This window comes from Sporofaciens sp. St.21A7, assembly GCF_059728535.1.
Map to the genome: position 1 here is coordinate 4,877,619 of NZ_BAAGFN010000001.1, position 26,031 is coordinate 4,903,649.

The window sequence follows — 26,031 nt, forward strand, 5'->3', positions numbered from 1 at the left end:
TTATTATCGGACATTATCAGGCAAATATAACATTTTTTCACTATTTTTTTCTTCTTCTCCCAGAATTCTTCTCTCAGCAAAAACATCCATTGCTTTCTGATCATAAATCGACCGTTTAGCGTCCACAGCGAGCCTTCCGGCCACCAGTGTAATACACCGCTTCTTCATGATTGTAACCAGTTCTCTTGCATGGCTGGCTACCAGAATCGTCATTCCCCGGTAATTCAGTTCATCGAATAACTGCATCAGATCCCACGCCGAATCCGGATCAAGATTCGCTGTCGGTTCATCCGCAATCAAGATCTCCGGCTGGACAGCAAGGGCCCTCGAAAGAAGCGCTCTCGCCTGCTCTCCTCCGGAAAGCTCATCTGGGTATGCATGGTACTTTCCAGCAAGCCCAACTAATCCCAGAACTTTAATCACCTTCGACCGTATCCGTTCATCTGCATTACCGGTCGCAAGAATCGCCAACCTTATATTATCATATATCGAGCGATCTTTCAATAGCCCAACTTCTGGTGACATGATTCCTAACCTTCTTCTGTGCATCGGAACCCTCTTACGGTCCATAGTGTCAAGCCTCCTGCCCTCGACTATGATCTGCCCGGAAGTCACCTCTTCCTGCTTCATAATCAGATTCAGCAGCGTACTCTTGCCGGCTCCGCTTTTACCTACGATAAAAACGAATTCCCCCTTATCTACGGTAAAGGAAATATCCTTCAATGCGACTTCGTTCTTGTATTGTTTCGTCACATGGTCGAAAATAATCTGTGCCATATACTCCCACCTTAATTTTTTTCCCACTGTTACCGATATTTATTATATACTATTATTTGTGAAAACAGTCAATATAATTTCCGAAATATGGAGACAAAGATGAAAAAGAAACTACTTTACGGGGCTCTTATCGGACTTATTGCCATAGCCTCGCTTCTGTGTATGCCATTTTCCCGGATTGACCTTGCGTCCGGCACTGTCCGACCCGCGCCACCGGCGCTGCCGGATGCCGCCCCGGACCCTGTCGAAGCTCCGGTTGTCACAGACGGACAATATTCCCTGACTGTCGAGAGCAGTATCGGGATGCTTACTTATTATAATCAATCTGACGCCCGCTGGGCGGAGCATTTGTATGGAGGTCAGGATCCTCTCAGGAAATACGGATGCGGTCCTACGGTTCTCGCCATGATCGTATCCAGCTTCACGAACCAACCCCTTCTGCCGCCAGAGATGGCCGACTGGGCGGCTGCCAACCATTACTGGGCGCCCAGAGGCGGGACGGCGCATAATTTTATTCCTGAGTGTGCCGCTGCTTTTGGGTTTGAGGTAAGCTCCTTCCAGAATTTTACGGTAGAAGGAGTCTTATCCGAATTGTCAAGCGGCCATATCCTGGTAGCGTTGATGGGGCCCGGCCATTTTACCGGAAGCGGGCATTTTATTATCATTACGGATTACTGGACCGGAACTCAAGTCCGGGTAGCCGACCCTGCCAGCCTTGAGAACACGCAGACTCCGTGGGAAGTTCAGACGCTTCTGGATGAACTGAGCCGCTTTGCCAATTCCGGCGGACCAGTCTGGAGTATATCGCCCAAGTAGGCAGATCTCACATTAATGGCAAGATGCTATGTATGCAAATTTAAAAGAGCTGGCAGAAATGTAATGATTTCCGCCAGCTCCTATCTTTTCTTTTTATTGCGTTGATTGATAATAAGAGTCTTTACCAGCCACTTTTAAGTTGATTACTTTATCGATGGCAATGGTCCGCTCCAAAACCTGTGACAACTGACAGCTAAGCTCCTTAATCTTTCTGGCTTCAAAGTTCTCCGGCTGATACTGATCTTCTCCCCGAAGCCATGATCTGACCTTTTCCTTTTCTTCGCCTCCGGCTTCCGCCAATAACTGAATCTCCTGCTTTGTCTCTCCAAACCGTTCCAACTCATCCTGCCGCATCTTCATAAGAAGCTGGACTGCTTCCTGGTCATTTCTGGACATTGCGTCTGCAAGATCCTTCGTCACTCTCTCAATCTCTACCATATGCATATAGTTCCGCTGCACCCGTTTTAGGACTTCTGTCAAAAGTTCTTCCTGATTCTCCATACATCCTCCTGTTTATACGGCAGCCGTCTTACTTGCTTCTTTGAACGCATCCCTGAGTTCTGCGACAAGGGGCTTCAATTCCTGGATTACAGCGCTGTTCCTGCCAGCTTGCAGCCTGCTGAGCTCAAAGAGGAAGAATTCATACATCCTCCTCAAATCATAGCTGATCCGATACTCCATGTTCAGAGTTTTGTTGAGATACTCTACAATCTCCCTCGACCTTTTTACTGATTTATCAAACAAATCATAGTTCTTATCATCCAATGCGATCTGAGCCCTGTTAAGACGCTTAATCAGCTCATCGTACAAGAGCAGAAGCATCTCGCTGCGTGTCATCGTATTCACAGACTGCATCTTATACTGTTGATATCCATTCTGATACATATTCTTCCCCTTTTATCTATTCTTAATAGCCTCCAAGCTGGCTCAGCCAGCTGCTCTGGCTATTCATCTGGGAGATTAATGTCTCCAGGCTTGTGAACTGCTTGATGTAACGGTCACGCTCTGATTCCAGCCTTGTCTGGAGCTTAGAGATCTGCTTATTGATCTCAGCTATCTGTTTGTAGAAACCATTCTCGGTAAGACTCATAGGTGAGCTTGTAGATCCCGCCTTCTTAATCAAGATACCCTTGCTGTCCATGGAACCAAGCGTCTTTACGTACTTATCCATTACATTCTTGAGGTTCGTAGCAATTCCGGTAATATCATTGCCCTTTTCATTTTTCGTTCCCTGCGGCGCTGTAAAGAGCTTTTCTACGGACTCTGGATCGGTCTCCAGGGCTGCGCGCAGTTTAGACTCATCCAAGGTCAGCTTACCATTGTCTGAATACAGCGTAGACGTCGTGATTCCGACTGCCTTCAATGCTTCCGCATTACCGCCTCCGATAATGAAACGAAGGTCGCTGCTTAACATTCTCAGGTCGCTGTCGCCGTACAACATACCAGATTTTGCCTTCTCTTCCCATGTCTCAATCTCGCTCTCGCTCAGCTCCTTCTTCTGCTCGCTGGTAAGCGGTGAATAGTCACGGTCCGGCTTGGTGGTAAGTTCCTTGTTCACAAGCTCGATAATCTTGTTGTACTCTTCTACCATAGCCTTGATACCGTCCACGATATTGTCGGTATTTACTCTGGCATCGATCTCAACTGCATCTGCGTCTTTATCCAACACCATAACCGGATCTTTGCCTGGTGCTAATGAATTGCCATCCGCATCCAGGAGATGTCCCGCGTCGTCTTTATTCACTTTATATCCAAACGTTCCCTTTACGCCAATGGAAAGACCGTCGACTGTGAAGGAATTGCTGTCACGAATCAGTTCCACAACATCGTCGGAACCTTTATATTTTACAGCGACAACGGCGTCCTGCCCCTGAACCTCTACTTTTCCGTCCGTCGTCTTGACGCCGAATACTTTATTCAGGAAATCGCTGTCACCAGATATATTGATGGTCCCGCTGGCTCCTTTTTCATTGGATGTAAATGTGAACTTATCTCCAACTGCCTGATAACTTAGGGTTACGCCAGCTCCGCTCTTATTAATCCGGTCTATTAGAGCATTGACAGACTCATCCTTATTAAGTGTAAAGTCTACACCGTTAATCTGGATTTTATTCTTTGTACCGTCAAAGTCCCCAACGGTTAACCCTAAACCAGCATTAACCAGCGATTCTTTCAGGTTCACACGATTGGTAACTCCAGATTTAATTCCAAGTACGCCGTTCGCCCCGACAAGGTCGCTGCTGCCGGAAACAAGCGTGAGTGTAGAGGTCGTGTCCTTTCCTCCTGACGGGTTCGTTGTTGTGAAGCTAAGTTTTCCTTCTGCATCTAAGTTTACCTGAATTCTGCCCTTTCCAAAAGCAGACGCCAACTGATCCTCAAGAGACTTACGGATTACCTCAAGAGACTTACGGATTACCTCATTATCATTCGTTCCATCCAATTTGTCTTTTGACGGCATATAGATTGTCTTTGATGTTCCATTATAGGAAAAAGTCAGCTCTTTTCCCGCAACTTTCTCTGCGAAACTAATATTATGTGACAACTTAGAAGTATCAAGTTTATTCCCTACCGCAGTTGCAGTGGCAAGATCCCATTCTTTGTCCTTCTCTCCGTCCGCTTCTTTGCTTGGGAACCCTAATAAATCTAACGCCGTATTATTGCCGCCGACTACTTTTAGAGCATTGCCTCCCGCTCCCGCCTTTTTTGCAATCTCTATATTGTCATTGCTTCCAACCTTAATTTCAACAAGGTCTGACAGCTTCGTATTGTCATTCACTTCTACTTTTGACAGCTGTTCGTTGATTGCCTTCTTAATTCCTTCCGCCGTCTTATAATCATAGAGCTTACCCTCGGAATCCGTCAGCCCTAAAGTAACGGAGTAACTGCTTCCTCCATATTCAAAATCCAGTCTTTTACCTACCAGATCCTGAACGACATATTCGTTGCCGTCCATTCCATTCTTATCTATTGTCGTCCCGATCTTCCCGGTCTGTAGTTTCATATCTGAAACAGACTCAGAAGAAGACCACTTCGCATCCTGCGCCATCTGCTTTACACCCATGATAGTGATAGCATTCGCCGCGCTTGCCGTTCCTGTCACAGAAACAAACTTGCTGTTCGCCCCTGTCGTCGTAATATTATTCCTTCCCCAGAACATAGAACTGAATAAGTTGTTAGAAGAAGTCAAAGATGCTGTATATTTATTCGCAAATGCGATCATCATATCACTGATAGCCCGGACTGCGTTCTGCTTCCACTCAAGCTGCTGCTTCTTCTGCTGCTGCTGTGTAATCTTACTGGTAGTGCCATATGTCATACCTTCAATCAGGGTATCACGATCCATTCCACTTGCCAGGCCGCCGTATCCGCGGATGCTGTTAGCTGTTGAGTTCGTTAATCCACCTACTGTTGCCATACTAATCTCTCCTTTTCTCTTTCATTCATAAATGCCTATTGTCTGTGCGGTACGATAGCTGCCTTGTACATAAATGTCTAGCTTAACTGCCGCACCTTTTTCATAAATTCAAATTTATTCTGTACTTATTTATCGGCATATAGTATACTTTAAATAATAGTTAGATAAGTTTTAATTACGAATGGAGGAATTTATTTTGGCTACTATTATCGCACTTACGAACCAGAAAGGCGGCGTAGGCAAGACAACATCATCCAGCGCCCTGGCTGCCGGGCTGTTTTCATTTTACAATAAAAAGGTGCTGGCAATCGATCTTGACCCTCAGGGCAGCATGGGGTTTAGCCTTGGATTGGATATCGAGAACTGCAGCACCATATACGACGTACTGAAAGGTCAGGTTAATATCAAAGATGCAATTCAGGATACAGATTATTGCGACATTATTACTTCAAATATTTTGCTGAGCAGCGCAGAGTTGGAATTTACTTCTTCCGATCGGGATATACTGCTTAAAAGAGCCTTGCTCCCTGTGATTGCAGAGTATGACTATATCATTATTGACACTCCTCCGGCCCTGAACGTACTCACAGTGAATGCATATGCGGCGTCCGACCATCTAATCATCCCGATGGCTCCGGAGATTTTAAGCCTTCTTGGCGTCTCCCAGCTAAAGGAAACTATCGATTCTGTCCGTCAGAGCGTGAATCCCAACCTGAATGTACTTGGTATCCTTCTGACGAAATATAATCCGCGGACGCTGCTTGCCCGAGAGGTTAAGGAGATGGCTGAGAATATTGCGTCACAGATCGGGGCGTGTGTATTTAACGCACAGATTCGTACCAGCGTAGCGGTAGCCGAGGCTCCGGCGCATGGTCTTAGCATATTTGACCATGCTCCCCATGCGAAGCCGTCTCTGGATTATCAGGAATTTATCCGTGAAGTAGTGGACATGACTTCTTCCGAGACAATATAAGGAGGTATAGATAATGGCAAGAAAAAGCAATAAGACCGCCCATGTGTTGAATCTGCTTGCCGGGCATGACAGCAGCCAGCCTGCGGCAGACGAGGCTCCAGATACAACCCCCTCCGTGAAGACTTCGGCAGACGCAGCATCGTCGGAGGTTTCTGTGGAAGCGGCATCACCGGAGGCTTCTGCTTCCGCGAAACCTGCCGAAGCCGAAACTGTTGCCAGCGCAGCTTCGGTTCAGAATATTTCCGTGATTGACACAACCGGGGAAGATCCCGTTGCCGATCTGATACAGCAGAAATTATCCGCACAATTTGAAGAACCGGTTTCAAATACATCAGAGGTTTTGAACGACGATTCTATGGACGAAGATAGTTCAGCAAAGGTCATTGAGTCTGCGAACGACGTATCCGACTCTGATAATAGCGCCAATGGCGGCGGTTCTTCCAGTTTGTCCGGATTTGCTGACACTCCAGCCGTACCCGATACGGCTGATTCTTATTCTATAGAAACTGTTTCCGACAACGTTACCGTACCGACTCCGGAGCCGGCTCCTGCTCCTGCGCCGGTTTCTGTTCCCACACCGGAACCGGTTCCTTCCGTACCGATACCAGATCCCGAATCCGTTCCGGGACCTGGTCCTACAACGGTTCCCAAGCAAGAACCTGTACCTGAATCCGAGCCAGAACCAGATTTTGTTTATGTGAACATCATGGAGTCAATTGTGAAAGATAAGATTATCTATTTTATGCGCCAGTTTGATGTCTGTACATGTGACCGTTGTGTCGCCGACACCATAGCGCTGACAATGAACGGACTGATTCCAAGATATATCGTCACTTCGCCTGCTGCTGTTGATCCTCTCATCAGTTTTTATACGAATAAGCTGATATCCGACGTTACGGTTGAGGCAACCAAAGCCTGCATAATTGTGAAGGATAATCCAAGACATTAATAATAGAAGGAGCGCCGCCAGCGCTCCTTCTATCACTTCATTATTATTTCTTCAATCTGAACTTCTCCGTCTGCTGTTTCAGCATCGTAACCTGTGCAAACAATTCCTCGCTGACAGCCGCAGATTCCTCACTGCTGGCAGAATTGGTCTGGACAACCTCTGAAATCTGCCCGATTCCATCTGTAACCTGCTTAATCGATTCTGCCTCTCCCTGTATCACTTCTGCAATCGAACCAATCGCACTGTTAGACTCAACTACAAGATTCAGTGTCTTCTGCAGTGTCTGGGACACTTCATCTACAATCTGGCTTCCCTTCTCCGTCACTTGGACAGAATTACCAATCAGATCTTTGGTTGCCTTTGCCGCCTGGTCAGACTGTGCCGCCAGACTTCGCACCTCATCAGCAACTACTGCAAATCCTTTCCCTGCATCGCCGGCCCTTGCCGCCTCTACCGCAGCATTCAGCGCGAGAATATTCGTCTGGAACGCAATATTCTCAATGGTTGCAATAATCTCACCGATTCTGTGGGATGCCTGCGTAATATCATTCATTGCAGAAACCATCTCTTCCATCTGCTGGCTGCTGATCGTTACCTGCTCACCGGTCAGGCGTGCATTCTCCTGTGCATTCTGCGCCGTCTCAACATTCTTCGCCGCATTCTTTGACAATTCCTCAAGCATCGCATATAACTGCTCGACTGCGCTTGCCTGTTGGGTCGCCCCCTGCGCCAACGACTGTGCGCCGCTTGACAACTGTTCGGCGCTTCCGGATATCTGATGCTCTACCTTGCCAATATTGCCGATAGACGCAGACAATGTATCTGTAAAACTTTCTATCGATGTCTCTATTGATTTAAAATCTCCTATAAACGGCGTTGAGGTGTGTACATTAAACTCACCCTGCGCTAACTGGTTCACAATCCGGTTGATATCTCCTACGTAGCCCTGAATGACTTCCAGAGAATTATCCAGAACCGCTGACAGTTCCCCAATCTCATCCTGTGATTCATAGTTCAAATTCAATTCCAGCGTCCCTTCCTGAAGCGGACGAACACATTCGCTGATATACATGATCGGCCGGATCACACGTTTCATTACATAAGTGATAAGGCTGATAAGGCAAATAAGCGCAACAAAAAAGCAGCCCCCGGCCAATACCTGCACAACGTGGATTGTACGGAACATACTTTCGGAACTCTCCTCAGTCAGTTTTGCCCCTTCCGCTACAATCTCATCTAAATCCGCCACCAGCACAGCAAGATTCTTCCGAATGGTATCCTGATAATATTCACGGGCGCCTTCTGGGTCCGTCTTCATAAGCTCCAGCGCATAGCCGGCCGACTCATGAAGCGCCTTATGCAAAGGCTCAATCTCGTCTCGCTTCTCAATAACAAGGGCGTCCTCCGTATCCAAGTCACTATAAAGCCATTTTCCCAGTACACAAGTCGTCGGATCCATACTTCCCTCAAACTCAATCCCTGCGTACAAAGCACTGCTTAGGCTGCTGGACCATTTATAATGCGCCGTCTCTGCCTTTTCGATTGTATCCAACATCTCACTTGCATCACTGCTGGAAGTCGCCGCATCCTTTATAAGAAAAACATTGAATGTTACCACCAGGCTGTAGACGAGTACGGCGGCAAATGCAAACGCTACCCGAATTCCAACCATTGTCTTAATACTTTTACGCATGGATATATATCCCCTCTTTCTTTTTTGCACATTCCCTGCTATCTTTGGGAACTTTTCTGCCAACTATTTCTAAGTATAAAATCTCTCAATAACATATTATTACTGTACCCCAAAAATGTGTCAGCAGATCTTATCATCTGCTATAACAGTCCCTATGCAGCATCGAATCCCCCGTTACCCTCTTGCTGCTCTGGCTGTTTTGCCTGTGGGTTTGCCGCAGTCGTAGTCCTTGTGGTTCCCCCGGAAACATAGACGGTACCGCACTCCGGACAGATTGCTGTATGGATTGTCACAGACTGGCTTACCACCTGCCGATCCTCCCGCACTGCCGCCGCCCGTTCACGTACTACATGCTCCATCTCATGGCCCCGCACTGCGGTTGCCGCCTGCTCAGGCGCTATCCGTGTCGGCGTCTTGTATGAAACTCCGGCATCATCGGAACCATCCTGATATTTTCTCTCCTTACAAGTCTGGCATTCGCCCTCTTCTGCGGTTTTCCTGACTGCGTCAACTCCCAGTCCTGCGGATTCTGCACCCGCCTCACTCCCATCCCCGCCGGATGCGGGCGTCTTTCCTGAGGCTGTCGGGCCTACATATTGAATACGCATCCGCACTGCCAGCTCTGCCGGGTCCATCCCTTCCCGCAGGAAAGGAATCATATACCCGATTCCCCGCGGAGCATTGGCTTCCACTGCCGGCACAGGGCTGACCGGCTCCACAGGTGTTCCCGGACTTGCAGCGCGTCCTGCCGCCAAAGCCGCTCCGACTTTCGCATTGGCCTGAACGCCATATACTGCCCCCGCATTCTGTACGCCCTGCGCTCCGCCAATAGCTGATACACTCTGTCTGCCTTGTGTCCCAGATACCGCATCGGCGCTCCGTACGCCGGATACTGCGCCAACCTTCCGCCCGGAGTCCGCTCCAATCTCCTGCGGCGTTTGATTCATACGCCCATAACCCATATACCGATATGATGTATGTACATATGGGCTCATCGCTGAGATACCGCCTACCATAACTTCCACCCCCGTTACTCCTCAATCAACCTTATGGCATATCCTACGACGTTACTCCTACTGCATTACTCTTCACTCATGCCTACCACATTATCCCAGATATTATTCACTTCTTCTACACATTCCATATAAATCTGCGCCATCTCGTTCGTCTTGAGCCCTAATTCCTCTGAAATCTCCTTGATTACGCTCCAGTCTGCCTTCTCATAACTAAGTACCAGCTCATACAGGCGTCCTGCCTTGCCTTCCTTCCGTATGAGGGCGTCCTTCACTTCTTCCAGAATAGGAATCTCATAGAGAATCTCCGCAAGGGGGGCGTCAATCATGTACTCCAGCATTGAGAACATACCAAGCAAATAGGCATCCGAGCTGTTAATCGGGAAATCCTTCAGCCTCTTCACCAATGCTGATGTAAAATTCGCACGCATGAAAGATGCTTTCAGCAATTCCTCGGACTCCGACTTATTCTGCTTATCCTCGAAACTTAACAGGTAAACCCACTGCTTCAACTGGCTGATGCCGACGCGAACCAACGCCTGCCTGACAGACGTCGTCTCATGATGCACGGCAAAATACGCTGAATTTGCCATCTTGAGCAGAGCATAGGTAAGGGACGCATCCCTGATAATCGTCTCCTCCAGAACCTCCACATCCGGCTCATCCTTCGTAATCTCCACAATAAGCTGGTAGAGATTTCCCTGCATGAAGTCCATCTTGCTCGTCTTGGACGTCGTGGCTCCGGCAATATAATTCCCCTCCACGTAATCAACGCCCAATTCTACGGCACAGTCATATACTTCTTTGCTGTTTACGCCCGTTGCGATAAACTGCTTCTGGAACCCATGGGCCATATCAATTACATTCGCAATCGAACGCCGCTGCATCCCTTCCGTCTTGTTAGAAAGATCCATCTTGATATAATCAACATACTCCAGCATACTGAAATACTTGGGAGTAAACTGAAAATCATTAATAGCAAAATGGTATCCGTCTTCCCTGTACTTACTAATCAGGATTGCCGCCAGAGAGTGGACGACAATGTTGTCCTCAATCTGGATCACAACCTTATCTTTATCGAAGATCTTCGGTGTGTTCCGAAACAGGAGGGTGGGCGTAAATGTCATAAACGTCTTCCTGTCCTTGAATATCCTCTCAGAATTCTCAGACAGGAAGGCAACCATCGTATTCGCCGCCACATTGTCTGAGCTGGAATTATACAGGCTGCTCTCATCTTCCTGGACAAGCAGCTCATAACCGATAACTGTGTCCTTCAGATCCTTTATAGCCTGTCTTACTACACAATTCTTCATTTAACTATCCCTCCGGTCCAGTAATGCATCCATGACCTCGACCAAACGTCCGATCTCTGGTTTTGACAGCTGCTCGTCTGCCCCGAGTTGCTTGCCCTTTATTCTCATCTCTTCATTAATCAGGGACGAGAAGATTACAACCGGCATCTTTTTCATATACTCGTCTTCTTTTACAAGTTTCGTCAGGCGATGTCCATCCATCTCCGGCATCTCGATATCAGTAATCAACAATGCGGCTCTTCTATAGAAATCTGGTTCGCTTCGGATGCTTTCAAGGAACTCCCATGCTTCCCTCCCGTTATTAAAGGTCGTAAGATTGGAATACCCCGCCCGTAACAGGGAATCCGAGATCATCTTGGTAAGCAGGATGGAGTCCTCTGCAAGGATAATACTCTGGTCTCTCTCGACCCTGTCGCCAAGTTTGTCGATATCTGACACCTGAATACTCGTCTCCGGCGCAATCTCTGCGACAATCTTCTCAAAATCAAGGATTGTGACAAGGTTATCCCCGCATTGCGCAATACCTGTGGCAACGCCGTCTTCCCCGTTCGTCAGCGCCTTATCCGGCTTCTGGATGGCTTCCCAGGAAATCCTGCTGATGCCAACTACGGAATGTACGCGGAATGCAATGTGCATCTTATTAAAATTCGTAATGATGAACAGATCTCTGTCCTTCGTATCTCCACACTCACCCGTCAGATATTTCGGAAGGTTAATCACCGTCAGAAGAGTCTCCCTTGGCTTGAAAATACCTTCAACGGCATCATGAGAATGGGGGATAGGCTTCACTTTATCCGCCATCATAATCTCCAGCACTTTTGCCACATTAATTCCATACAGCTCGCCGAATATGGTAAACTGCATAACTTCAATTTCATTTGTTCCAGATTCCAGTAAAATCTCTGTATTAGCCATACACACTCACTCCTTTACATTCTATGTATATTTATCGACGCAATATTCATCCGGCATAAGAGCTAAAGCATCTTCTCCGGTTTCCCTGCCGACCGGACGTACACATTCCCCGTCGCCACGTCCAACAGCATGGTCCTTGCATAATTTGCCCCGACATCTTCACTGGTAACTCGTAACCCCTCCGCCATCAGAATCCTCTTAACATTCTGTGCATTCCTCTCACCGATATTCCCAAGACCTCCGCTGCCCTTCATCTCGAACATCTTGGCCCCGCCTGCAATCTTGCATACCATCCGCGATTTTGACCCCCCAAACGCAGTAAGCTTGCGAAGCGTCTCACGGATACCCGTATCCGCGAACTTAAACACATTTCCATCCTTCGCACTACTCTTTTCAGGAAGCATAATATGAAGAAGCGCTCCTAGCTTAATCATCGGATCATAAAAAGAAACACCGATACAAGACCCCAGCGCATATGTAATCAACACGCCTTCCTGTCTCGTCATCTTCATATCAGCAATTCCTACTGATATCTTCTTCTCCATTTATCATTCCACTCCTAGTTTTTTCATAAGAACATTTAACGACTCTACATCTGGCAGAAGCAGCATATTGCTGTTTAACGCTTTTCCATCAATCTTGAATTCTCCCGTTATCATCATAATCCTGTCTGAATGCTGGCCCATCATCGCAATCGGCACGCTCATAATCCCGCCAAGCATATTCACGGCAAGCTGCGGAACCGACAGTTCCACGCTCATATTCACAAGCGACGCCATCGCCGTAATATAGGAGGAGATTACAATATTGCCAATCTCCATGAGGACGGAAGAATCAATCTCATCCAATTCAAAGAAATCCGCCTCCGTCTTGCCAAGCATCCGGAACAGTATCTCATCTGAAAATTCCTTTGTCAGGATGAACAGCATGATACCGCTCAATTCTCCCGACATCTCTACCAGTATGGCCGCAACCACTTCCTCAGGGTCTCCTACGTTGACCAGCGCCTCGTTGAAATCCAGAATCTCTACCTTTGGAAGGGACATATTCACCTTCGCGCTTAGCATACTTGACAGCGCCGTGGCTGCGTTGCCGCCGCCGATGCTGCCAATCTCCTTCAAAATATCAAGCTCCAGATCATTCATCTCTTCATATGTCTTTATCCCCATAATTCACCTCTCTATGACCTTAATGTATTCACTGTATTCACAATCTCATCGGAGGTCTGTACCATCTTCAATGCATAGGAATACGCTCTCTGTGCCTCAATAATGCGGGTAAAATCATCTGCCACACTTGCGCCGGACATCTCAAGCGCATGGTCAGCCACCTGGGCGCCTGCCATCAGGAACGGCTGTCCGTTCTTTACGGCCGGTGCATACTCGTTATTGCCGACACTCAACATTCCGTCCATAATGTTGAACCCGAAGACTCCGATCTTACCGCTTAGCTCGCCATCCGTAACACGGATGGGATTACGGTTTTCATCCAGAACGAAATTCCCGTTATCATTCACAAGGTAGAATTCATCTCCGCGCTTGGACATACTGAAATGTCCGTTCCTCGTATATGTAATCTCATTGGTAACCGGGCTTCTCATCATAAAAAATCCGGAATCAATAATCGCATAGTCAAAATCTCCCTGGGTCGTCACCAGCCCCTTGGGACTGAAATCGGTCTTCGTCTGCTCTACCAGGATTCCCGTCCCCGCTTTCAGCGGGGTATCCGCCCCGTCATAGTTATTCAGGTTATAATACATCAGATCCGAAAAAACCGGCGTCTTCGCTTTATAACCGTAGTTATTCACATTCGCAAGGTTATTGGCAACCACATCCAGCTTCCGCTGTTCTTCCATCGCCCCTCTTGCCGCAGTGTAAAATGATGTATACATATGCCTCTCCTCTCTGTCCTGCACGGCGGATGTTATACACATCTCCCGGCAGCCATCTATTTATCAGCCGCCTACGTAGCCGAACCCATCGTAACCATCTTCGCCTCCAATTGATCGTAAATCTTGAGAAGCTGGGCGGAACTCTGTAAAATCCTCTGGCTGCTGATCATCCTCGTCATCTCCTCCGCCATAGATACGTTGGAGTCCTCCAGATACCGCTGTGTAACCGTAGTCCCACGATCCGCCGCCTGAGGCTGTGCGTTCGCCCGGAACACACTTCCGCTAATCTTGGTCAGTTGGCCGTAATCTGCAAAATCCACAATCTGCAGCGTCCCGAAAATCTGGTTCCCGTCCTCGGCGATGATATTCCCCTGCTTGTCGATGATGATATTGTCTGTCGTCAGGCGAATCGCCCCGTTTGTCCCCTGCACCCTGCCGATTCCAGGCAGCGTCAGATACCCCTCATTATCCAGGTTAAACGACCCGTCCCTGGTATATACCGGGCCTTCGCCGGTATCGATAACGAAGAAACCGTTGCCGGTCAGTCCAACGTCCAACGCATCGCCAGTCTCCCGGATGCCTCCTTCCGTATAGTCCGTTACCCTCTCGGCCGCGGTATTCACCCAGGATACTCTGCCTACCGGAGTCTTGCCGTCTCTGTCATACCGATAAATCATCTCTTCCCGGAAGGTACTCTGCATGATTCGGTCCATCTTATAACCCGGAGTGGATACGTTCGTCATATTATTGCTGACGACATTCAGATTACGGTTCTGTGTGATCATATTAGAAGTTAGATCATAATACCCTTGAAACATTCCTGCTCTCCTTTTCTTCGTTGAATCTTTCCATGTGTTTCCTTAGTTTCTTTATTGCATTCGTATGAATCTGAGAGACGCGCGGCTCGCTGACGCTCAGTACGTCCGCAATCTGCCTCATATTCAATTCATCTATATAATACAGCGAAATCACAAGCTTCTCATTCTCCTTGAGCGTACCAATCCCATCCGCCAGAACCTGCGTAAGTTCTTTCTGCAGGAACTTACTCTCAGGCTGCTCGCTCTTATCCCCCTGGGGCAGCGTCACGCCGACTTCATTCCCCTGGGCTTCCGCCAGCACCATATCCAGCGAAAGGATATTAAACAGGGACGCCTTGCGCATGGTTTCCTGATACTTTTCCGGAGTAATGTTCAGATAGTCCGTCACCTCCTGCACAGAAGGATAGTACCCAAGCTTATTATATAACGTTGTGACCGCTTCTTCAATATCTCTTGTGCTCTTTCTTGTACTTCTTGGCACCCAGTCCTGCTTTCTTGCCAAGTCAATAATCATTCCCTTGATTCTTTTGGAAATAAATGTCTCAAATTTCACATTCTTATCCATATCAAACTTATCGATGGAAGACATAATCGCAATAACGCCTTCACTGATAATGTCGTCTACCTGAGAAAAACTCATATAGATGTCCCGCATCTGAAGCGCAATACTCTTCACAAGATAGATATAGCGCATAACGATCTCCTGCTTGACTTCCAGGCTGCCCGTCTCCTTATACAGTTTTAAAAGCTCTTCGTTTGTCTTATCCTTATAACGTTCCTGTGTGTTCATACTGCACTCCGTTAGATTTCGTTACATCTAAGTTATTTACTGATATCTGCCGTCCCCTATCTCCATTTGCCAGAGATTTTGCTACATCGTGATATTGCCGACCGCCTGTATCTGGATATTGTTGCTGATCTCGTTAAAAGACAGCACATAAACATCCGGGAAGAACTGTTCGATCAGCCGGTAAACATGAATCCTGACCACCTGACTTGTCAGGATGACCGGCGACTGCCCCAATTCCTGGAACTTCTTCACTTCCTCGGACATCTGGGTAATTACATTCTGCATGACTTCCGGGCTTAATGCCAGATATACGCCATGATCCCCGTTTGTCAGGCTGGTAATAATATTCTTTTCCAGCTCTGCGTCTAACGTCACGACTCTCATACTGTTCCCTTCGCAGAATCTTCTGGTAATCGTCCGTTTCAGCGCAACACGGATGTTCTCCGTGATAGAATCCAGATCCCTTACCGTCATGGAAGAATCTACGATTGTCTCCATGATCGTCTCCATATCTTTGATCGGGATACCTTCCTTCAACAGATTTGTCAGAATCTTCTGGAAGTTTCCATAAGAGATCAGGTTCGGAATCAATTCATCTACAAGCTCAGGCGACTGCTTCTTCATATTGTCGATCAGGCGGACAACCTCCTGACGATTCAGCAGTTCGTGGGCATGCTTCTTCACCGTTTCTGACAGATGAGTCAGCATTACAGACAGCGGGTCGATAACCGTATATCCATAGATTTCAGCCATCTCTTTCTTATCCACGGTAATCCATTTACTAGGAATACCATATGCAGGCTCAATGGTATCTATACCATCGATCTCCTTCTCAAGATTCGGCGGCTCTAAGGCAAGATAGTAGTCTACCAGAATCTCACCCTTGGCGACTTCTTCTCCCTTAATCTTAATGACATACTGGTTCGTATTCAGGCTGGAACTGTCTCGCAGCCTGATGGATGGGATGACAAGCCCCATCTCCTGTGCATACTGACGCCGGAAGATTACGATACGGTCGATCATCCTTCCGCCGCTTGCCTCGTCTACGAGAGGAATCAGGCTGTAACCGAACTCCATCTCAATAGGCTCTACCGTTATCAGCGAATATACACTGTTGATATCTTTGAAACTTTCCTCGTCCTCCATCATCTGCATGGGGTCTGCTTCCGGTACGCCAGGTCCTCCCATCGTCATCGGTCCCTGCTCAGGAATCGCCGCAAATGACTGCATCCGCCGAAGAAGATAAAAACCTCCAAGCATCATCACGAGGGCAATGATGGAGAGCTGGAGTTTCGGCATTCCAGGAACGGCAATCAGAATCGCAAGGACGCCGCCTGCAATCATAATTGACCTTGGCTGCGCGGAGAACTGTCTGGTCACATCGATGTTCAGGCTGTCTTCCGCAACCGCACGGGTAACAATCATACCCGTCGCCGTCGAAATCAGAAGCGCCGGTATCTGAGATACCAGGCCGTCGCCGATGGTCGCAATGGAATACACTTGAAGTACTTCCGTAAATCCCATTCCGCCCTGTACCATACCGATGATACAGCCGCCCAGGAAATTGACTGCCGTGATAATCAGGGACATGGTCGCATCTCCCTTAACAATCTTTGTGGCACCGTCCATGGAACCATAGAAATCTGCTTCCTTCTGAATCTTGTAACGCCTCTGTTTCGCTTCCTCCTCCGTAATCAGGCCGCTTCCCAGGTCAGCGTCAATCGCCATCTGCTTACCAGGCATAGCGTCCAACGTAAATCTCGCCGCTACCTCAGCGACACGTTCCGCACCCTTGGTAATAACAAGAAACTGTACCAATACGATAATCAGGAAGATAACAACTCCGACAACTACATTTCCCTGAAGAACGAAGTCGCCCATAGACTTGATTACCTGTCCCGCCGTACCCGAATTACTAAGGATACTCCTTGTTGAGGAGATATTGATTCCGATACGGTATAAGGTTGTGATCAGAAGCAGTGACGGGAAGATAGAGAATTCCAGCGCCTCTTTGATATTCATACTGATTAGAAGAATAATCAGCGATACCGCAATATTCAAAATAATCATTACGTCCAGAAAAAACGGACTCAACGGTATGATTAACAGCAGTACAATCATAACTACAATCAATGACACCGCATTATTTAATATATTTTTCATCTTCTACACCAACTTTTTATTCATTCGGAATACCTCAACCAGTATCTCCGCTACCACCCCGTAATACTCTGCGGGAATCTGCCCGCCAAGGGGAGTCGAAGCATAGATTCCTCTCGCCAGAGGCTTATTCTCAATTACCGTGACCTTATGGTTCTCTGCAATCTCGACAATCTTGAGAGCCACATAATCCTGCCCTTTTGCAATCACGACAGGCGCGTTGTCATGGTCTATATCATACCTAAGCGCAACCGCAAAATGTGTAGGGTTACGGATAATTACATCGGCGTCGGGAACCGCCTGCATCATCCTGCTTCTCGCCCTGCTCTGCTGCAGACTTCGGATCTTTCCCTTAATCTGAGGATCTCCTTCCATCTGCTTGAACTCTTCCTTGACTTCTTCTTTGGACATTTTAAGATCCTTCTCATATTTCCATCGCTGGAAGAAGAAATCAAACCCGGCAATAGCGGCAAAGATCATTCCAATCTTCAATACCATGCTTATAATCTCGTTCAGCACATAGGTGGCGGCCGCAACCGGATTCACATCCGTCATCTGTGCGATTACCACAAGCTCATCCTTCAAAATCCCGTACAGTACAACCGCCAAAATAATAATCTTGAGGACTGCCTTTACCAGCTCCATAAGCTGTCTCGTAGAAAACAGATTTTTAATCCCTTTCAATGGATTAAGCTTGCCCAGGTTAAACTTCAACGGTTCTCTTGTGAAAAGGAATCGGGTCTGTATTCCTGTGGCAAGCACGCCGATCGCCAGACTAATCACGCCAACCGGAAAAATACACCACGCCGCAGTCTCTATTGCCTTCATACCTACGAGCTGCAAATTGCCGAGGGAAAGCTCGTCGATATCCGCAACCGAGGCCAACTGGAAAACCATGCTCTCCCTGAGCCTGCGGTAAATGGTCGGGAAAAATAACTTTATAGAATAGAAACACCCTACAAGCGAAGCGACCGCGATAACGTCCTTACTGGTAGCAACATTACCTTTCTTACGTTGGTCCCTTCGCTTCTTAGGTGTGGCTTTTTCGGTTTTTTCATCTGACGCCAAAGGTGTTCACTTCCTTTATAAAAATGTCAGTATTCCCTGGACCGTCTTTATCATCGTCGTCATAATCTTCTCGATAAATTCACCCGCAGGCGCATACAGAAGCGCCAGAAGGCCCAGACCGACAATTAATTTCATCTGAATATTAATCACAAATATACTAATCTGCGGCACTACTTTATTGAGGATACCCACTCCCATCTCCACAAGAAACTCTGCTGCAATCATGGGTATCGCAAGCCTTACTCCCATGCCCACACATTCCAGGAAGATATCGATGATTTTCAATGCAAGTCCCTGGGTGAGCACAATCCCCCCATATGGGACAATCTCTGCTGAGGTCAGCAAGATCTTCATCAGTGCAAGATGTCCGTCCACAGCGAAAAACAGCATAATCAGCCATGCCTGGTACACACTGCCTGTTACGGGCATCTGCGCGTTACTCTGCGGGTCATACACGGTTGCCATGGACAGCCCAATCTGATAGTCAATCACATAACCCGCAAAACTAACAATAAAAAAAAATAAGTGCATGACATATCCGATTACATATCCTGCCGCAAATTCTTTAAATAGAAGAAATCCAAACTCAACCGTACTCGCAATCTCTATCGCTTCTTCCATCGAAGCGGAATACACCGTCATCGTCAGGATGAAGATAAATCCCCCCTTCACCCGCACCGGTATATTATTTCTTCCCAATATCGGATTCATTAAGATAAATCCTGACATCCGCATCAGAATCAGCGAAAACAAGGTAAGCTGTGCGGTATTATCTATCGACATGTCATCACTCCTCGCATCAGCCTTGTATCATCAGAAAGATCTTCGTGGTAAATTCCTGCAGCGTCTCCAACATAGAGCTGCCGGAAAAAACAAGTATGACGCCAATTACCAATAATTTTGGCACAAACGTAATCGTCTGTTCATGAATCTGCGTCGCCGCCTGTATGATGGAGATCAGGATACCAACCAGCATACTGATCACCAGAAGCGGACCTGCAAGCTGGATAATCAGTATGAACACTTCATACATCAGATCCGCCACTTCACCATTCGTCATCTATATACCCCTTCCCGTCATCGGAAACTATTGACAATCGTGGAAAACAGAAGTTCCCATCCATTTACAGTTACGAATAACAGCAATTTGAACGGCATTGAGATCATCGCCGGAGGCAGCATCATCATACCCATAGACATAAGGGTAGACGATACTACAATATCGATCAACAGAAATGGAATATATAACAGGAATCCCGCGGTAAACCCTCGCTTCAGCTCACTCGTCATAAAAGAGGGGATCACGACCGTCATGGGAAGATCCACTTCATTCTCAACCTCTTCCGCCCCGGACATATCCACAAACAGCTTGAGGGAACTCTTCTCCGTATTCGACAGCATGAATTCCTTCAACGGGACCTGAGCCCGGGCAATGGCTTCTTCCTGCGTAATCTCCTGATTCTTATATGGCGTATATGCCTCCGTATTGATCTGCTTAATGACAGGATCCATGATAAACAGAGTCAGAAAAATTGCAATCCCAACCAATACCATGTTGGGCGGCGTCTGTTGGACACCCATTGCATTTCTCAAAAAAGAGAGAATGATCACTGTTCTTACGAAAGACGTCACCATGATCAAAAGAGAGGGCAGAAGTGATATGACCGTCAGCATCAACAGAATATCCAGTGTAGGAACCTGATTGCCATTCACATTGATTAATGAATCGTACACTAATTTCTACCTCCTCTTTTCGTTATGTCACCCAATTTATCTATCATTGTTTTGAAGTCCGGTATCTTCCCCTCGCCCTCTGCATTATCGGGCTCCAAAGGAAACAAATCTTCATCCGAAACCTCAGACAGGAGACTGATCTGGCCTGACGTGACACCAACGAGCAGATACTTCCCGCCAACCTGCATAATTGCAACGTGCCGATCCTGGCCAAGGGTAATCTGATCGATCAGACGCATATAGCGGGAACTACCGCTTCTGCCCAGCCCCTTGCCTATGTACTTGCTGGCCAGATAACTCAGATATATAATCACTATTACCGCAACAAAGGTGGCAATCACTCTCCACATATCTTTCCTTCCTTACTCTTTAATGCTGCTCTAATGCAATCAGATTCACTTTCATGATCTCTGTAATTCTTATTCCAAAGTTGTCTTCAACAACTACGACATCACCCTTCGCAATGCATTGTCCATTGACATACAAGTCTACCTGTTCGCCCGCCAGTTTGTCCAGAACAACCAGAGAACCCTTCGTAAAGTCAAGGATATCCTTGACAAGCTTCTTCGTCCTTCCAATCTCAACAGAAACTTCCAATGGAACACTCATAATCAATTCCATATTCTCTTCCTGCTCCCCTTCAAGCACAATTCCGGTATCCGCCTTCAAATTGGGCTGCATCGGCGGTTGTACATGGATCATCTTTGGTTCCGGCGGCGCTGCCATTGGTTTCGGCGCGCTGTTCTGTTCCTGCATCTGCTGCTGCATCTGCTGCATCTGCTGCATCATCTGCTGCATCATCTGCATCTGCATCATTGAAACATCCGGGTTCACCATCGGAGCCGCCCCCTGCATCATTGGCATCATCGCCGGCTGTGCCGCCATGTCTGCCGTCGGATCTGCTGTAGGAGCCGGGGCCGGTGTTGGCGCAGGAGCCGGCGCTGGCGATGGTGTTGGAACCGGGGCCGGTGTCGGTGCAGGAGCCGGTGTCGGTTCTGGCGCCGGGGCTTCTGCCTGCGCCGGCTCTGGTTCGCCGCCCATCATGCCCGCAAGCATTCTCTCGATCTCCTCCTGGGACATCTTTCCACCTGAGGCCTCTGCCGCTGGTTCACTGGCTGCCGGCGCCGGCTCTGGTTCTGGCGCCGGGGCTTCTGCCTGCGGTGCGCTTCCCGCTCCGCCCGGGACATATGGAACAATATCTTCCGGCGGAAGGAAACCTTCCACTAATCCCTTCGCCAATGCAATCGGCATTACGTTAAAGAATTCACTCTCCAATTTGTCCGCAATCTTGAGCGTAAATCCGATCAAAACCTTAGGTTCTTCATCTACAAAATATTTATCTATAAACTGCTGCTCATTCTCCACCTCGAAAGAAACCGGTGTGGAGATATCAACCACTCTTCCTAAGAATTCAGACAACGCTGTCGCAGACGCCCCCATCATCTGATTCATGACCTCGCAGACCGCGCTGATATTAATCTCATCTAATTCAAAATCTTCATCAGCAATCTCCATCCCCATGGCCATCTCGACGATTACCTTGATATCATGCCTCTTGAGAAGCATAACGTTCTGTCCTTCCAGACCCGCAACATATGTAATCTCGACACAGACTGCAGGATCAACCCTGTCCAATTCGAATTCTTCTTTATTCACGACGTTGACGATAGGTGTCGTTATATCTACCCTTGCACTCAGCATCGTGGAAACCGCTGTCGCTGACGCGCCAAGGCTGATATTAAGTATCTCGCCTATCGCATCTATTTCCAGTTTACTAAAGCAATCTGAATTCATATTAACCCTTCACTCCTTCCGGGAAAATCACCCCTTTTTCTATTTGCCGATATCTAACGCTTTCTGCGCCATCAGCTTCATGGCATTAAAGGCCGTAATGTTCGCCTCATAGGCTCTCGTTGCAGACATACCGTCTATTGTCTCTTTTACAAGATCTACGTTCGGCATCATAACATAGCCTTCCTCATTCGCATCCGGGTGATCCGGATTATAAACAGGATTCAGGTCTCTCTGGTCTTCCACGATCTCCGTCACCTTCACTCCGCCCTTGGACGCAGTCCGGTTCAGGAGGCTGTTGAATCTGGTGCGGAAAGAGGTGGCCGGAACCTCCTGCAAGACAACCATCTTCCGGCGGTAAGTTCCTCCGCTGGCGGTCCTGGTGGTCTCGGCATTGGAGATATTCTCTGCCGCTATGTCAAGCCGCTGCCTCTCTGCCGTCATCCCTGATGCACTTATATCAAATGAACTCAAAAAAGACATATTAACCTCCTTAAACTAGCCAAGGATCTTCTTCACCGTTGATAATACACGCTCCGGCTTAAATGGCTTTACAATAAAATCTTTTGCTCCAGACTTGATGGAATCCATAACCATTGTCTCCTGTCCCATTGCGGAACACATAACGACCGTCGCGCCCGGATCCATCGCCTTAATCTCCTTTAACGTCTCTAATCCATCCTTGTTCGGCATGGTAATATCCATGAACACAAGATCCGGCTTCTCCGCAGTGTAAGCCTCTACCGCTTTCACTCCATCCTCCGCCTCAATCAGATCCGTATACCCTGCCTGCGACAGCGTGTTCTTCAACATCATTCTCATAAACGCCGCGTCATCCACTAATAAAATCTTTGCCATTTCTTCTACCTCACTTTTGTTAATGTTAATGTTTTCATTATAATTTATTTACTCAGATAATTCCTTGGATTTATCTGGTAGTTATACTGCCACGTCTTCTCCTGCCTCTTCAAGCAACTTATTCGGCTCAAGCAGACGGTCCTCAATCTTAACTGCAACATTCTTATTATGTACGCCAAGCTGGCCGTTGAACCACGGCTGCCCTTCGATATAGAGTGAAATCAAAGAATCCTGCGGTTTGTTCAAGTCGATGACGTCTCCCACATGAAGATTGTATACATCGTCCAGATTCATCCTTGCAATACCAAGCTGCGCCATAATATCCATCTTGGACTCCCGAATATTCTCCAGGATATCTTCCTTGGTATTCCTAAGGTGCGCCGCATCGCTCTTCTTCGCCAGATGCTTCGTCTTATCAATAATCTCGAACATATTGCTCAGCAGCGTTCCCGGCATACAGATATTCATACTTCCGTCGATTCCGCCGAGGGAAATGTGCAGCATGATAATCACAACCGTCTCATCCACACTGATTCCCTGGAACATACTCGGGTTCTCTTCTACCCGCTCGAACTCCACATCCAAATTAATATAACCCGCCCATACATCCTTAGTAATCATGACCAGATACTTGATAATCTTCGCATATAAAGCCAATTCGATATCCGTATAGGTATAGGACATATCCACAGACATATCCGTACCCGTACCGCCAAGCATACGGTCGATCATCGACGCCATCAGCATCGGGCTGATATGCATCAGCATTGGCGGATTGCTGGATCGGTCGGGCAGATCTATATTGGCAATCGTAAGTACGTCCGACTCGTTCAGGGCGTTCCCGAATTCATAATATCTCTGCTCCTCGACCCCCATAACCTCAACTTCGCTGGCAGCCCGGAACAGACCGTTGATCTGTGAAGCAGCAATTCTGGAGTAGTTATCGTAGATACTGCTGAGCATCTTCAGCTTATCCTTCGTATACTTCTTCGGGCTGAAGAAATCATACTTCTTATACTCCTTCTCCTTCACGACCTCCTTCTTTTCTTCTACCACCTCATCCGCACCGGAATTCTGCATGGAATTCAGCAATGCGTCTATCTGACTTTGCGATAATACATCTGCCATCCTAAACTCCCACTTTCCTTACTTTACTCGCTTGTTCTGTCCATCATCTGATAATATTCTTCCAGAGTATGCTCTACCGCATCAGATTTCGTGATTAACAACTCGACTCTCCGGTTCTTTGCCCGGTTCTCCGCCGTATCAAACGGCGCGACCGGCCGGAACTGTCCGTACCCAATTGGTACTATCTTATCCGGCGTCACTTCCGTACGTTGTTGGATGAATGCCGCAACCCTTGCCGCTCTTTCCGAGGAAAGAACCCTGTCGTTCTCCGGATTATTCGGAATAACCGGGTCTGCCTGCGTCGTATGTCCCAACACTTGAATCTCTTTCACAGAATCCTTGACTCCTGAAAGGATCGACGCAAACTGCGCCAACACATCCATTCCATCCTGTTTGATCACGGAACTGTCTCCGTCAAAAAATACATTATCCTGAAATGTGATAAAAGTATAACCGTCCCCTTTAAACAGCTCTACTTCACTATTCATATTCGCTTCATCTACCGCTGCTTTCAAAGCCTCATATAATTCGTCGAACGCTTCCGCCTCTACGGCTCCCGACATATCATTGGGCGCTCCCGGCTCCGTCTCATCCGCAATCTGGGACAATTCTTCCGCTTCCGGGTTGAAGCTCTTGACAATCATAATCCACTTCGACTGATCCAGGGTAGAGATGGAGTATAACAATACGAAGAAACATAACAGCAGAGTTACCAGGTCTCCATAGGTGTCCATCCAATTGGCGCCGCCACCGCCGCCGCCTTTGTTCCTCTTCTTCATATCTCCCTCCTGTTATTCTTCTGCCTTCTTGCTCTTCGCCGCAATCGCATCCGGATCCAGAAGTTTCTGGCGCTGCTTCTGAGATACAAACGTAACCAGCTTCTCACGCAGGAACTTAGGATTATCTCCCGCCTGGATCGCGAGGATTCCCTCAATCATGATCTGCTTATACAGTAATTCTTCATCATTCCTTACTCTCAGTTTCTTGGCAATCGGTGAGAATATCATGTGGGCAAGTATACATCCGTAGAAAGTTGTGATCAACGCCGTTCCCATGGCAGGACCGATATCTCCCGCGCCGCCTTCATCCAGATTCATACCTTTCAGCATGTTAACCAGTCCGACCAGCGTTCCGATCATACCGAATGCAGGAGCTTTCGCATCAAGAGTCTCATAAATCCCGATACAATCCTCATGCCTTGACAGCATGGCTTCCACATCACTCTCCAGAAGCGTACGAACTTCCTCCGGTTCTGTCGCGTCTACAATCAGCATGATGCCCTGCTTGAAGAACATATCGTCAAGCTCGTTCGCCTTCTCCTCCAGCGCCAGAAGACCGTTCTGCCTGGCAAGCTGAGCCATCTCGACCAGGATGTCAATCAATTCGCCGATGTTATATTTCTTTCCCTGAAACAACATCTTCGTATGCTTTGGAAGTGTCAGAAGCATATTAAACGGGTAACTTGCAATTCCTGCAGCAATCGTACCTCCAACAACGATTGCTATACTGGCAGGATCCCAGAAGTTCCCAAGTTTTGCCGGACCGATACCTACGAATACGATCAGCACCGCTCCGATAACAACACCTAAAATACTAGTTATATCCACTTATCTTCACCGCCTTATTCCTTAATTACTATACTATCTATCTCCACGGTAGCAATGTATCTTACCATTGTACTCAATTGTTTTCTCGATTATCTCTTCCGCACCCTCTTTTACGATGTAAAACTTGCCGTTTGTCATAAGGATCTTTGATTCCGGTATTATCTCCACAGATTCTATATGCGCGCAATTCAATACGATCTTCGTGTCATTTAATTTCGTCAGCATTATCATATCATAGTTCCTCATAAATTTCAAACATATCCCAGGATATGGCGAAGAAGTATTTCGCCATATCCTGGAATATGCTGTTAAAACCAAATCT

29 protein-coding genes are annotated in these 26,031 nt (G+C 47.4%); 3 read left to right on the forward strand and 26 right to left on the reverse strand.

All coding sequences use genetic code 11. The annotated features are described in order from the left end of the window. Positions 1 to 3 precede the first annotated feature (3 nt). Positions 4 to 777 (reverse strand): cell division ATP-binding protein FtsE, encoded by a 774-nt coding sequence (locus AC6I3O_RS24225; RefSeq protein ID WP_497853067.1) that lies wholly within the window; start codon positions 775 to 777, stop codon positions 4 to 6. A gap of 99 nt (positions 778 to 876) precedes the next feature. Between AC6I3O_RS24225 and AC6I3O_RS24230 the strand changes: the two genes are divergently transcribed. Beyond that, positions 877 to 1,593, forward strand: coding sequence for a C39 family peptidase (locus tag AC6I3O_RS24230; RefSeq protein ID WP_497853068.1), 717 nt, complete (start codon positions 877 to 879; stop codon positions 1,591 to 1,593). A gap of 93 nt (positions 1,594 to 1,686) precedes the next feature. Here AC6I3O_RS24230 and AC6I3O_RS24235 read toward each other — a convergent pair whose 3' ends face one another. From AC6I3O_RS24235 to fliD, 3 genes are read right to left on the reverse strand one after another with little or no spacing between them, the layout of a single operon-like run. Next, entirely contained in the window at positions 1,687 to 2,094 is a 408-nt protein-coding gene (locus AC6I3O_RS24235; protein WP_497853069.1) for a hypothetical protein, read from the reverse strand. A gap of 12 nt (positions 2,095 to 2,106) precedes the next feature. Then, on the reverse strand, positions 2,107 to 2,478 hold the full coding sequence (fliS, locus tag AC6I3O_RS24240; RefSeq protein ID WP_497853070.1) for a flagellar export chaperone FliS: 372 nt from the start codon (positions 2,476 to 2,478) through the stop codon (positions 2,107 to 2,109). Between the two features lie 22 nt (positions 2,479 to 2,500). Then, on the reverse strand, positions 2,501 to 5,008 hold the full coding sequence (gene fliD / locus AC6I3O_RS24245) for a flagellar filament capping protein FliD (RefSeq protein WP_497853071.1): 2,508 nt from the start codon (positions 5,006 to 5,008) through the stop codon (positions 2,501 to 2,503). Positions 5,009 to 5,204: 196 nt separating this feature from the next. Here fliD and AC6I3O_RS24250 point away from each other — a divergent pair, with 196 nt between their 5' ends. Together AC6I3O_RS24250 and AC6I3O_RS24255 are read left to right on the forward strand one after the other, a co-directional pair. Next, entirely contained in the window at positions 5,205 to 5,981 is a 777-nt protein-coding gene (locus AC6I3O_RS24250; RefSeq protein WP_497853072.1) for a ParA family protein, read from the forward strand. Positions 5,982 to 5,994: 13 nt separating this feature from the next. Then, positions 5,995 to 6,930, forward strand: coding sequence for a late competence development ComFB family protein (locus AC6I3O_RS24255; RefSeq protein WP_497853073.1), 936 nt, complete (start codon positions 5,995 to 5,997; stop codon positions 6,928 to 6,930). 43 nt (positions 6,931 to 6,973) lie between these two features. On the opposite strand, the gene AC6I3O_RS24260 is transcribed toward AC6I3O_RS24255, so the two are convergent. The 22 genes from AC6I3O_RS24260 to AC6I3O_RS24365 all read right to left on the reverse strand — a co-directional run bounded on the left by AC6I3O_RS24260 (position 6,974) and on the right by AC6I3O_RS24365 (position 26,027). Then, positions 6,974 to 8,623, reverse strand: coding sequence for a methyl-accepting chemotaxis protein (locus tag AC6I3O_RS24260; protein ID WP_497853074.1), 1,650 nt, complete (start codon positions 8,621 to 8,623; stop codon positions 6,974 to 6,976). 152 nt (positions 8,624 to 8,775) lie between these two features. After that, the gene (locus tag AC6I3O_RS24265; RefSeq protein WP_497853075.1) at positions 8,776 to 9,648 is read right to left on the reverse strand and encodes a hypothetical protein; all 873 of its coding nucleotides are present in this window, start codon (positions 9,646 to 9,648) and stop codon (positions 8,776 to 8,778) included. Positions 9,649 to 9,704: 56 nt separating this feature from the next. Further along, complete coding sequence (locus AC6I3O_RS24270; RefSeq protein WP_497853076.1) at positions 9,705 to 10,949, reverse strand: EAL and HDOD domain-containing protein; 1,245 nt, start codon at positions 10,947 to 10,949, stop codon at positions 9,705 to 9,707. Continuing rightward, positions 10,950 to 11,864, reverse strand: a complete 915-nt coding sequence (locus tag AC6I3O_RS24275) for a chemotaxis protein (RefSeq protein ID WP_497853077.1) — start codon at positions 11,862 to 11,864, stop codon at positions 10,950 to 10,952. A 62-nt stretch (positions 11,865 to 11,926) separates the two neighbouring features. After that, positions 11,927 to 12,409: a chemotaxis protein CheD gene (locus tag AC6I3O_RS24280; protein ID WP_497853078.1), complete on the reverse strand. Its 483-nt coding sequence runs from the start codon at positions 12,407 to 12,409 to the stop codon at positions 11,927 to 11,929. A gap of 3 nt (positions 12,410 to 12,412) precedes the next feature. Then, positions 12,413 to 13,033 carry a chemotaxis protein CheC gene (locus AC6I3O_RS24285; protein ID WP_497853079.1) on the reverse strand — a complete coding sequence of 207 codons (621 nt, stop codon included), beginning with the start codon at positions 13,031 to 13,033 and terminating at the stop codon, positions 12,413 to 12,415. A gap of 11 nt (positions 13,034 to 13,044) precedes the next feature. Beyond that, a complete protein-coding gene (locus tag AC6I3O_RS24290) occupies positions 13,045 to 13,755 on the reverse strand; it encodes a flagellar hook-basal body protein (protein WP_497853080.1) in 711 nt (236 codons plus the stop codon). A 71-nt stretch (positions 13,756 to 13,826) separates the two neighbouring features. Beyond that, positions 13,827 to 14,573, reverse strand: a complete 747-nt coding sequence (locus tag AC6I3O_RS24295; RefSeq protein WP_497853081.1) for a flagellar hook-basal body protein — start codon at positions 14,571 to 14,573, stop codon at positions 13,827 to 13,829. After that, positions 14,554 to 15,363: a sigma-70 family RNA polymerase sigma factor gene (locus AC6I3O_RS24300; RefSeq protein WP_497853082.1), complete on the reverse strand. Its 810-nt coding sequence runs from the start codon at positions 15,361 to 15,363 to the stop codon at positions 14,554 to 14,556. The genes AC6I3O_RS24295 and AC6I3O_RS24300 overlap by 20 nt, the downstream gene beginning before the upstream one ends. Before the next feature lie 81 nt (positions 15,364 to 15,444). Beyond that, positions 15,445 to 17,526, reverse strand: coding sequence for a flagellar biosynthesis protein FlhA (gene flhA, locus AC6I3O_RS24305; protein WP_497853083.1), 2,082 nt, complete (start codon positions 17,524 to 17,526; stop codon positions 15,445 to 15,447). A 3-nt stretch (positions 17,527 to 17,529) separates the two neighbouring features. Next, a complete protein-coding gene (gene flhB / locus AC6I3O_RS24310) occupies positions 17,530 to 18,591 on the reverse strand; it encodes a flagellar biosynthesis protein FlhB (protein ID WP_497853084.1) in 1,062 nt (353 codons plus the stop codon). 15 nt (positions 18,592 to 18,606) lie between these two features. After that, positions 18,607 to 19,374 (reverse strand): flagellar biosynthetic protein FliR, encoded by a 768-nt coding sequence (locus tag AC6I3O_RS24315; RefSeq protein ID WP_497853085.1) that lies wholly within the window; start codon positions 19,372 to 19,374, stop codon positions 18,607 to 18,609. Between the two features lie 16 nt (positions 19,375 to 19,390). Further along, the gene (locus AC6I3O_RS24320; RefSeq protein ID WP_497853086.1) at positions 19,391 to 19,651 is read right to left on the reverse strand and encodes a flagellar biosynthetic protein FliQ; all 261 of its coding nucleotides are present in this window, start codon (positions 19,649 to 19,651) and stop codon (positions 19,391 to 19,393) included. A gap of 17 nt (positions 19,652 to 19,668) precedes the next feature. After that, a complete protein-coding gene (fliP, locus tag AC6I3O_RS24325; RefSeq protein ID WP_497853087.1) occupies positions 19,669 to 20,325 on the reverse strand; it encodes a flagellar type III secretion system pore protein FliP in 657 nt (218 codons plus the stop codon). Further along, the gene (gene fliO, locus AC6I3O_RS24330; protein ID WP_497853088.1) at positions 20,325 to 20,675 is read right to left on the reverse strand and encodes a flagellar biosynthetic protein FliO; all 351 of its coding nucleotides are present in this window, start codon (positions 20,673 to 20,675) and stop codon (positions 20,325 to 20,327) included. Before fliO ends, fliP begins: the two co-directional genes overlap by 1 nt. Positions 20,676 to 20,694: 19 nt before the next feature. Beyond that, positions 20,695 to 22,119: a flagellar motor switch protein FliN gene (fliN, locus tag AC6I3O_RS24335; RefSeq protein WP_497853089.1), complete on the reverse strand. Its 1,425-nt coding sequence runs from the start codon at positions 22,117 to 22,119 to the stop codon at positions 20,695 to 20,697. Positions 22,120 to 22,158: 39 nt separating this feature from the next. Next, positions 22,159 to 22,599, reverse strand: a complete 441-nt coding sequence (gene flgC / locus AC6I3O_RS24340; protein WP_497853090.1) for a flagellar basal body rod protein FlgC — start codon at positions 22,597 to 22,599, stop codon at positions 22,159 to 22,161. A 15-nt stretch (positions 22,600 to 22,614) separates the two neighbouring features. Continuing rightward, positions 22,615 to 22,974, reverse strand: coding sequence for a response regulator (locus AC6I3O_RS24345; RefSeq protein WP_159748812.1), 360 nt, complete (start codon positions 22,972 to 22,974; stop codon positions 22,615 to 22,617). Between the two features lie 81 nt (positions 22,975 to 23,055). Further along, the gene (locus tag AC6I3O_RS24350; protein ID WP_497853091.1) at positions 23,056 to 24,102 is read right to left on the reverse strand and encodes a flagellar motor switch protein FliM; all 1,047 of its coding nucleotides are present in this window, start codon (positions 24,100 to 24,102) and stop codon (positions 23,056 to 23,058) included. Between the two features lie 23 nt (positions 24,103 to 24,125). Further along, positions 24,126 to 24,881: a flagellar motor protein MotB gene (locus AC6I3O_RS24355; RefSeq protein WP_497853092.1), complete on the reverse strand. Its 756-nt coding sequence runs from the start codon at positions 24,879 to 24,881 to the stop codon at positions 24,126 to 24,128. A gap of 12 nt (positions 24,882 to 24,893) precedes the next feature. Continuing rightward, complete coding sequence (locus tag AC6I3O_RS24360) at positions 24,894 to 25,709, reverse strand: motility protein A (RefSeq protein ID WP_497853093.1); 816 nt, start codon at positions 25,707 to 25,709, stop codon at positions 24,894 to 24,896. A gap of 33 nt (positions 25,710 to 25,742) precedes the next feature. After that, positions 25,743 to 26,027, reverse strand: coding sequence for a flagellar FlbD family protein (locus AC6I3O_RS24365; protein WP_497853094.1), 285 nt, complete (start codon positions 26,025 to 26,027; stop codon positions 25,743 to 25,745). Positions 26,028 to 26,031: the final 4 nt, after the last annotated feature.

Bases quoted from the DNA above. Each gene is read 5' to 3' on its own strand.
- AC6I3O_RS24225 (WP_497853067.1), bottom strand. From the start codon at position 777: ATGGCACAGATTATTTTCGACCATGTGACGAAACAATACAAGAACGAA.
- AC6I3O_RS24230 (WP_497853068.1), top strand. From the start codon at position 877: ATGAAAAAGAAACTACTTTACGGGGCTCTTATCGGACTTATTGCCATA.
- AC6I3O_RS24235 (WP_497853069.1), bottom strand. From the start codon at position 2,094: ATGGAGAATCAGGAAGAACTTTTGACAGAAGTCCTAAAACGGGTGCAG.
- fliS (WP_497853070.1), bottom strand. From the start codon at position 2,478: ATGTATCAGAATGGATATCAACAGTATAAGATGCAGTCTGTGAATACG.
- fliD (WP_497853071.1), bottom strand. From the start codon at position 5,008: ATGGCAACAGTAGGTGGATTAACGAACTCAACAGCTAACAGCATCCGC.
- AC6I3O_RS24255 (WP_497853073.1), top strand. From the start codon at position 5,995: ATGGCAAGAAAAAGCAATAAGACCGCCCATGTGTTGAATCTGCTTGCC.
- AC6I3O_RS24260 (WP_497853074.1), bottom strand. From the start codon at position 8,623: ATGCGTAAAAGTATTAAGACAATGGTTGGAATTCGGGTAGCGTTTGCA.
- AC6I3O_RS24270 (WP_497853076.1), bottom strand. From the start codon at position 10,949: ATGAAGAATTGTGTAGTAAGACAGGCTATAAAGGATCTGAAGGACACA.
- AC6I3O_RS24275 (WP_497853077.1), bottom strand. From the start codon at position 11,864: ATGGCTAATACAGAGATTTTACTGGAATCTGGAACAAATGAAATTGAA.
- AC6I3O_RS24280 (WP_497853078.1), bottom strand. From the start codon at position 12,409: ATGGAGAAGAAGATATCAGTAGGAATTGCTGATATGAAGATGACGAGA.
- AC6I3O_RS24285 (WP_497853079.1), bottom strand. From the start codon at position 13,033: ATGGGGATAAAGACATATGAAGAGATGAATGATCTGGAGCTTGATATT.
- AC6I3O_RS24290 (WP_497853080.1), bottom strand. From the start codon at position 13,755: ATGTATACATCATTTTACACTGCGGCAAGAGGGGCGATGGAAGAACAG.
- AC6I3O_RS24295 (WP_497853081.1), bottom strand. From the start codon at position 14,573: ATGTTTCAAGGGTATTATGATCTAACTTCTAATATGATCACACAGAAC.
- AC6I3O_RS24300 (WP_497853082.1), bottom strand. From the start codon at position 15,363: ATGAACACACAGGAACGTTATAAGGATAAGACAAACGAAGAGCTTTTA.
- flhA (WP_497853083.1), bottom strand. From the start codon at position 17,526: ATGAAAAATATATTAAATAATGCGGTGTCATTGATTGTAGTTATGATT.
- AC6I3O_RS24315 (WP_497853085.1), bottom strand. From the start codon at position 19,374: ATGTCGATAGATAATACCGCACAGCTTACCTTGTTTTCGCTGATTCTG.
- AC6I3O_RS24320 (WP_497853086.1), bottom strand. From the start codon at position 19,651: ATGACGAATGGTGAAGTGGCGGATCTGATGTATGAAGTGTTCATACTG.
- fliO (WP_497853088.1), bottom strand. From the start codon at position 20,675: ATGTGGAGAGTGATTGCCACCTTTGTTGCGGTAATAGTGATTATATAT.
- fliN (WP_497853089.1), bottom strand. From the start codon at position 22,119: ATGAATTCAGATTGCTTTAGTAAACTGGAAATAGATGCGATAGGCGAG.
- flgC (WP_497853090.1), bottom strand. From the start codon at position 22,599: ATGTCTTTTTTGAGTTCATTTGATATAAGTGCATCAGGGATGACGGCA.
- AC6I3O_RS24345 (WP_159748812.1), bottom strand. From the start codon at position 22,974: ATGGCAAAGATTTTATTAGTGGATGACGCGGCGTTTATGAGAATGATG.
- AC6I3O_RS24350 (WP_497853091.1), bottom strand. From the start codon at position 24,102: ATGGCAGATGTATTATCGCAAAGTCAGATAGACGCATTGCTGAATTCC.
- AC6I3O_RS24355 (WP_497853092.1), bottom strand. From the start codon at position 24,881: ATGAAGAAGAGGAACAAAGGCGGCGGCGGTGGCGGCGCCAATTGGATG.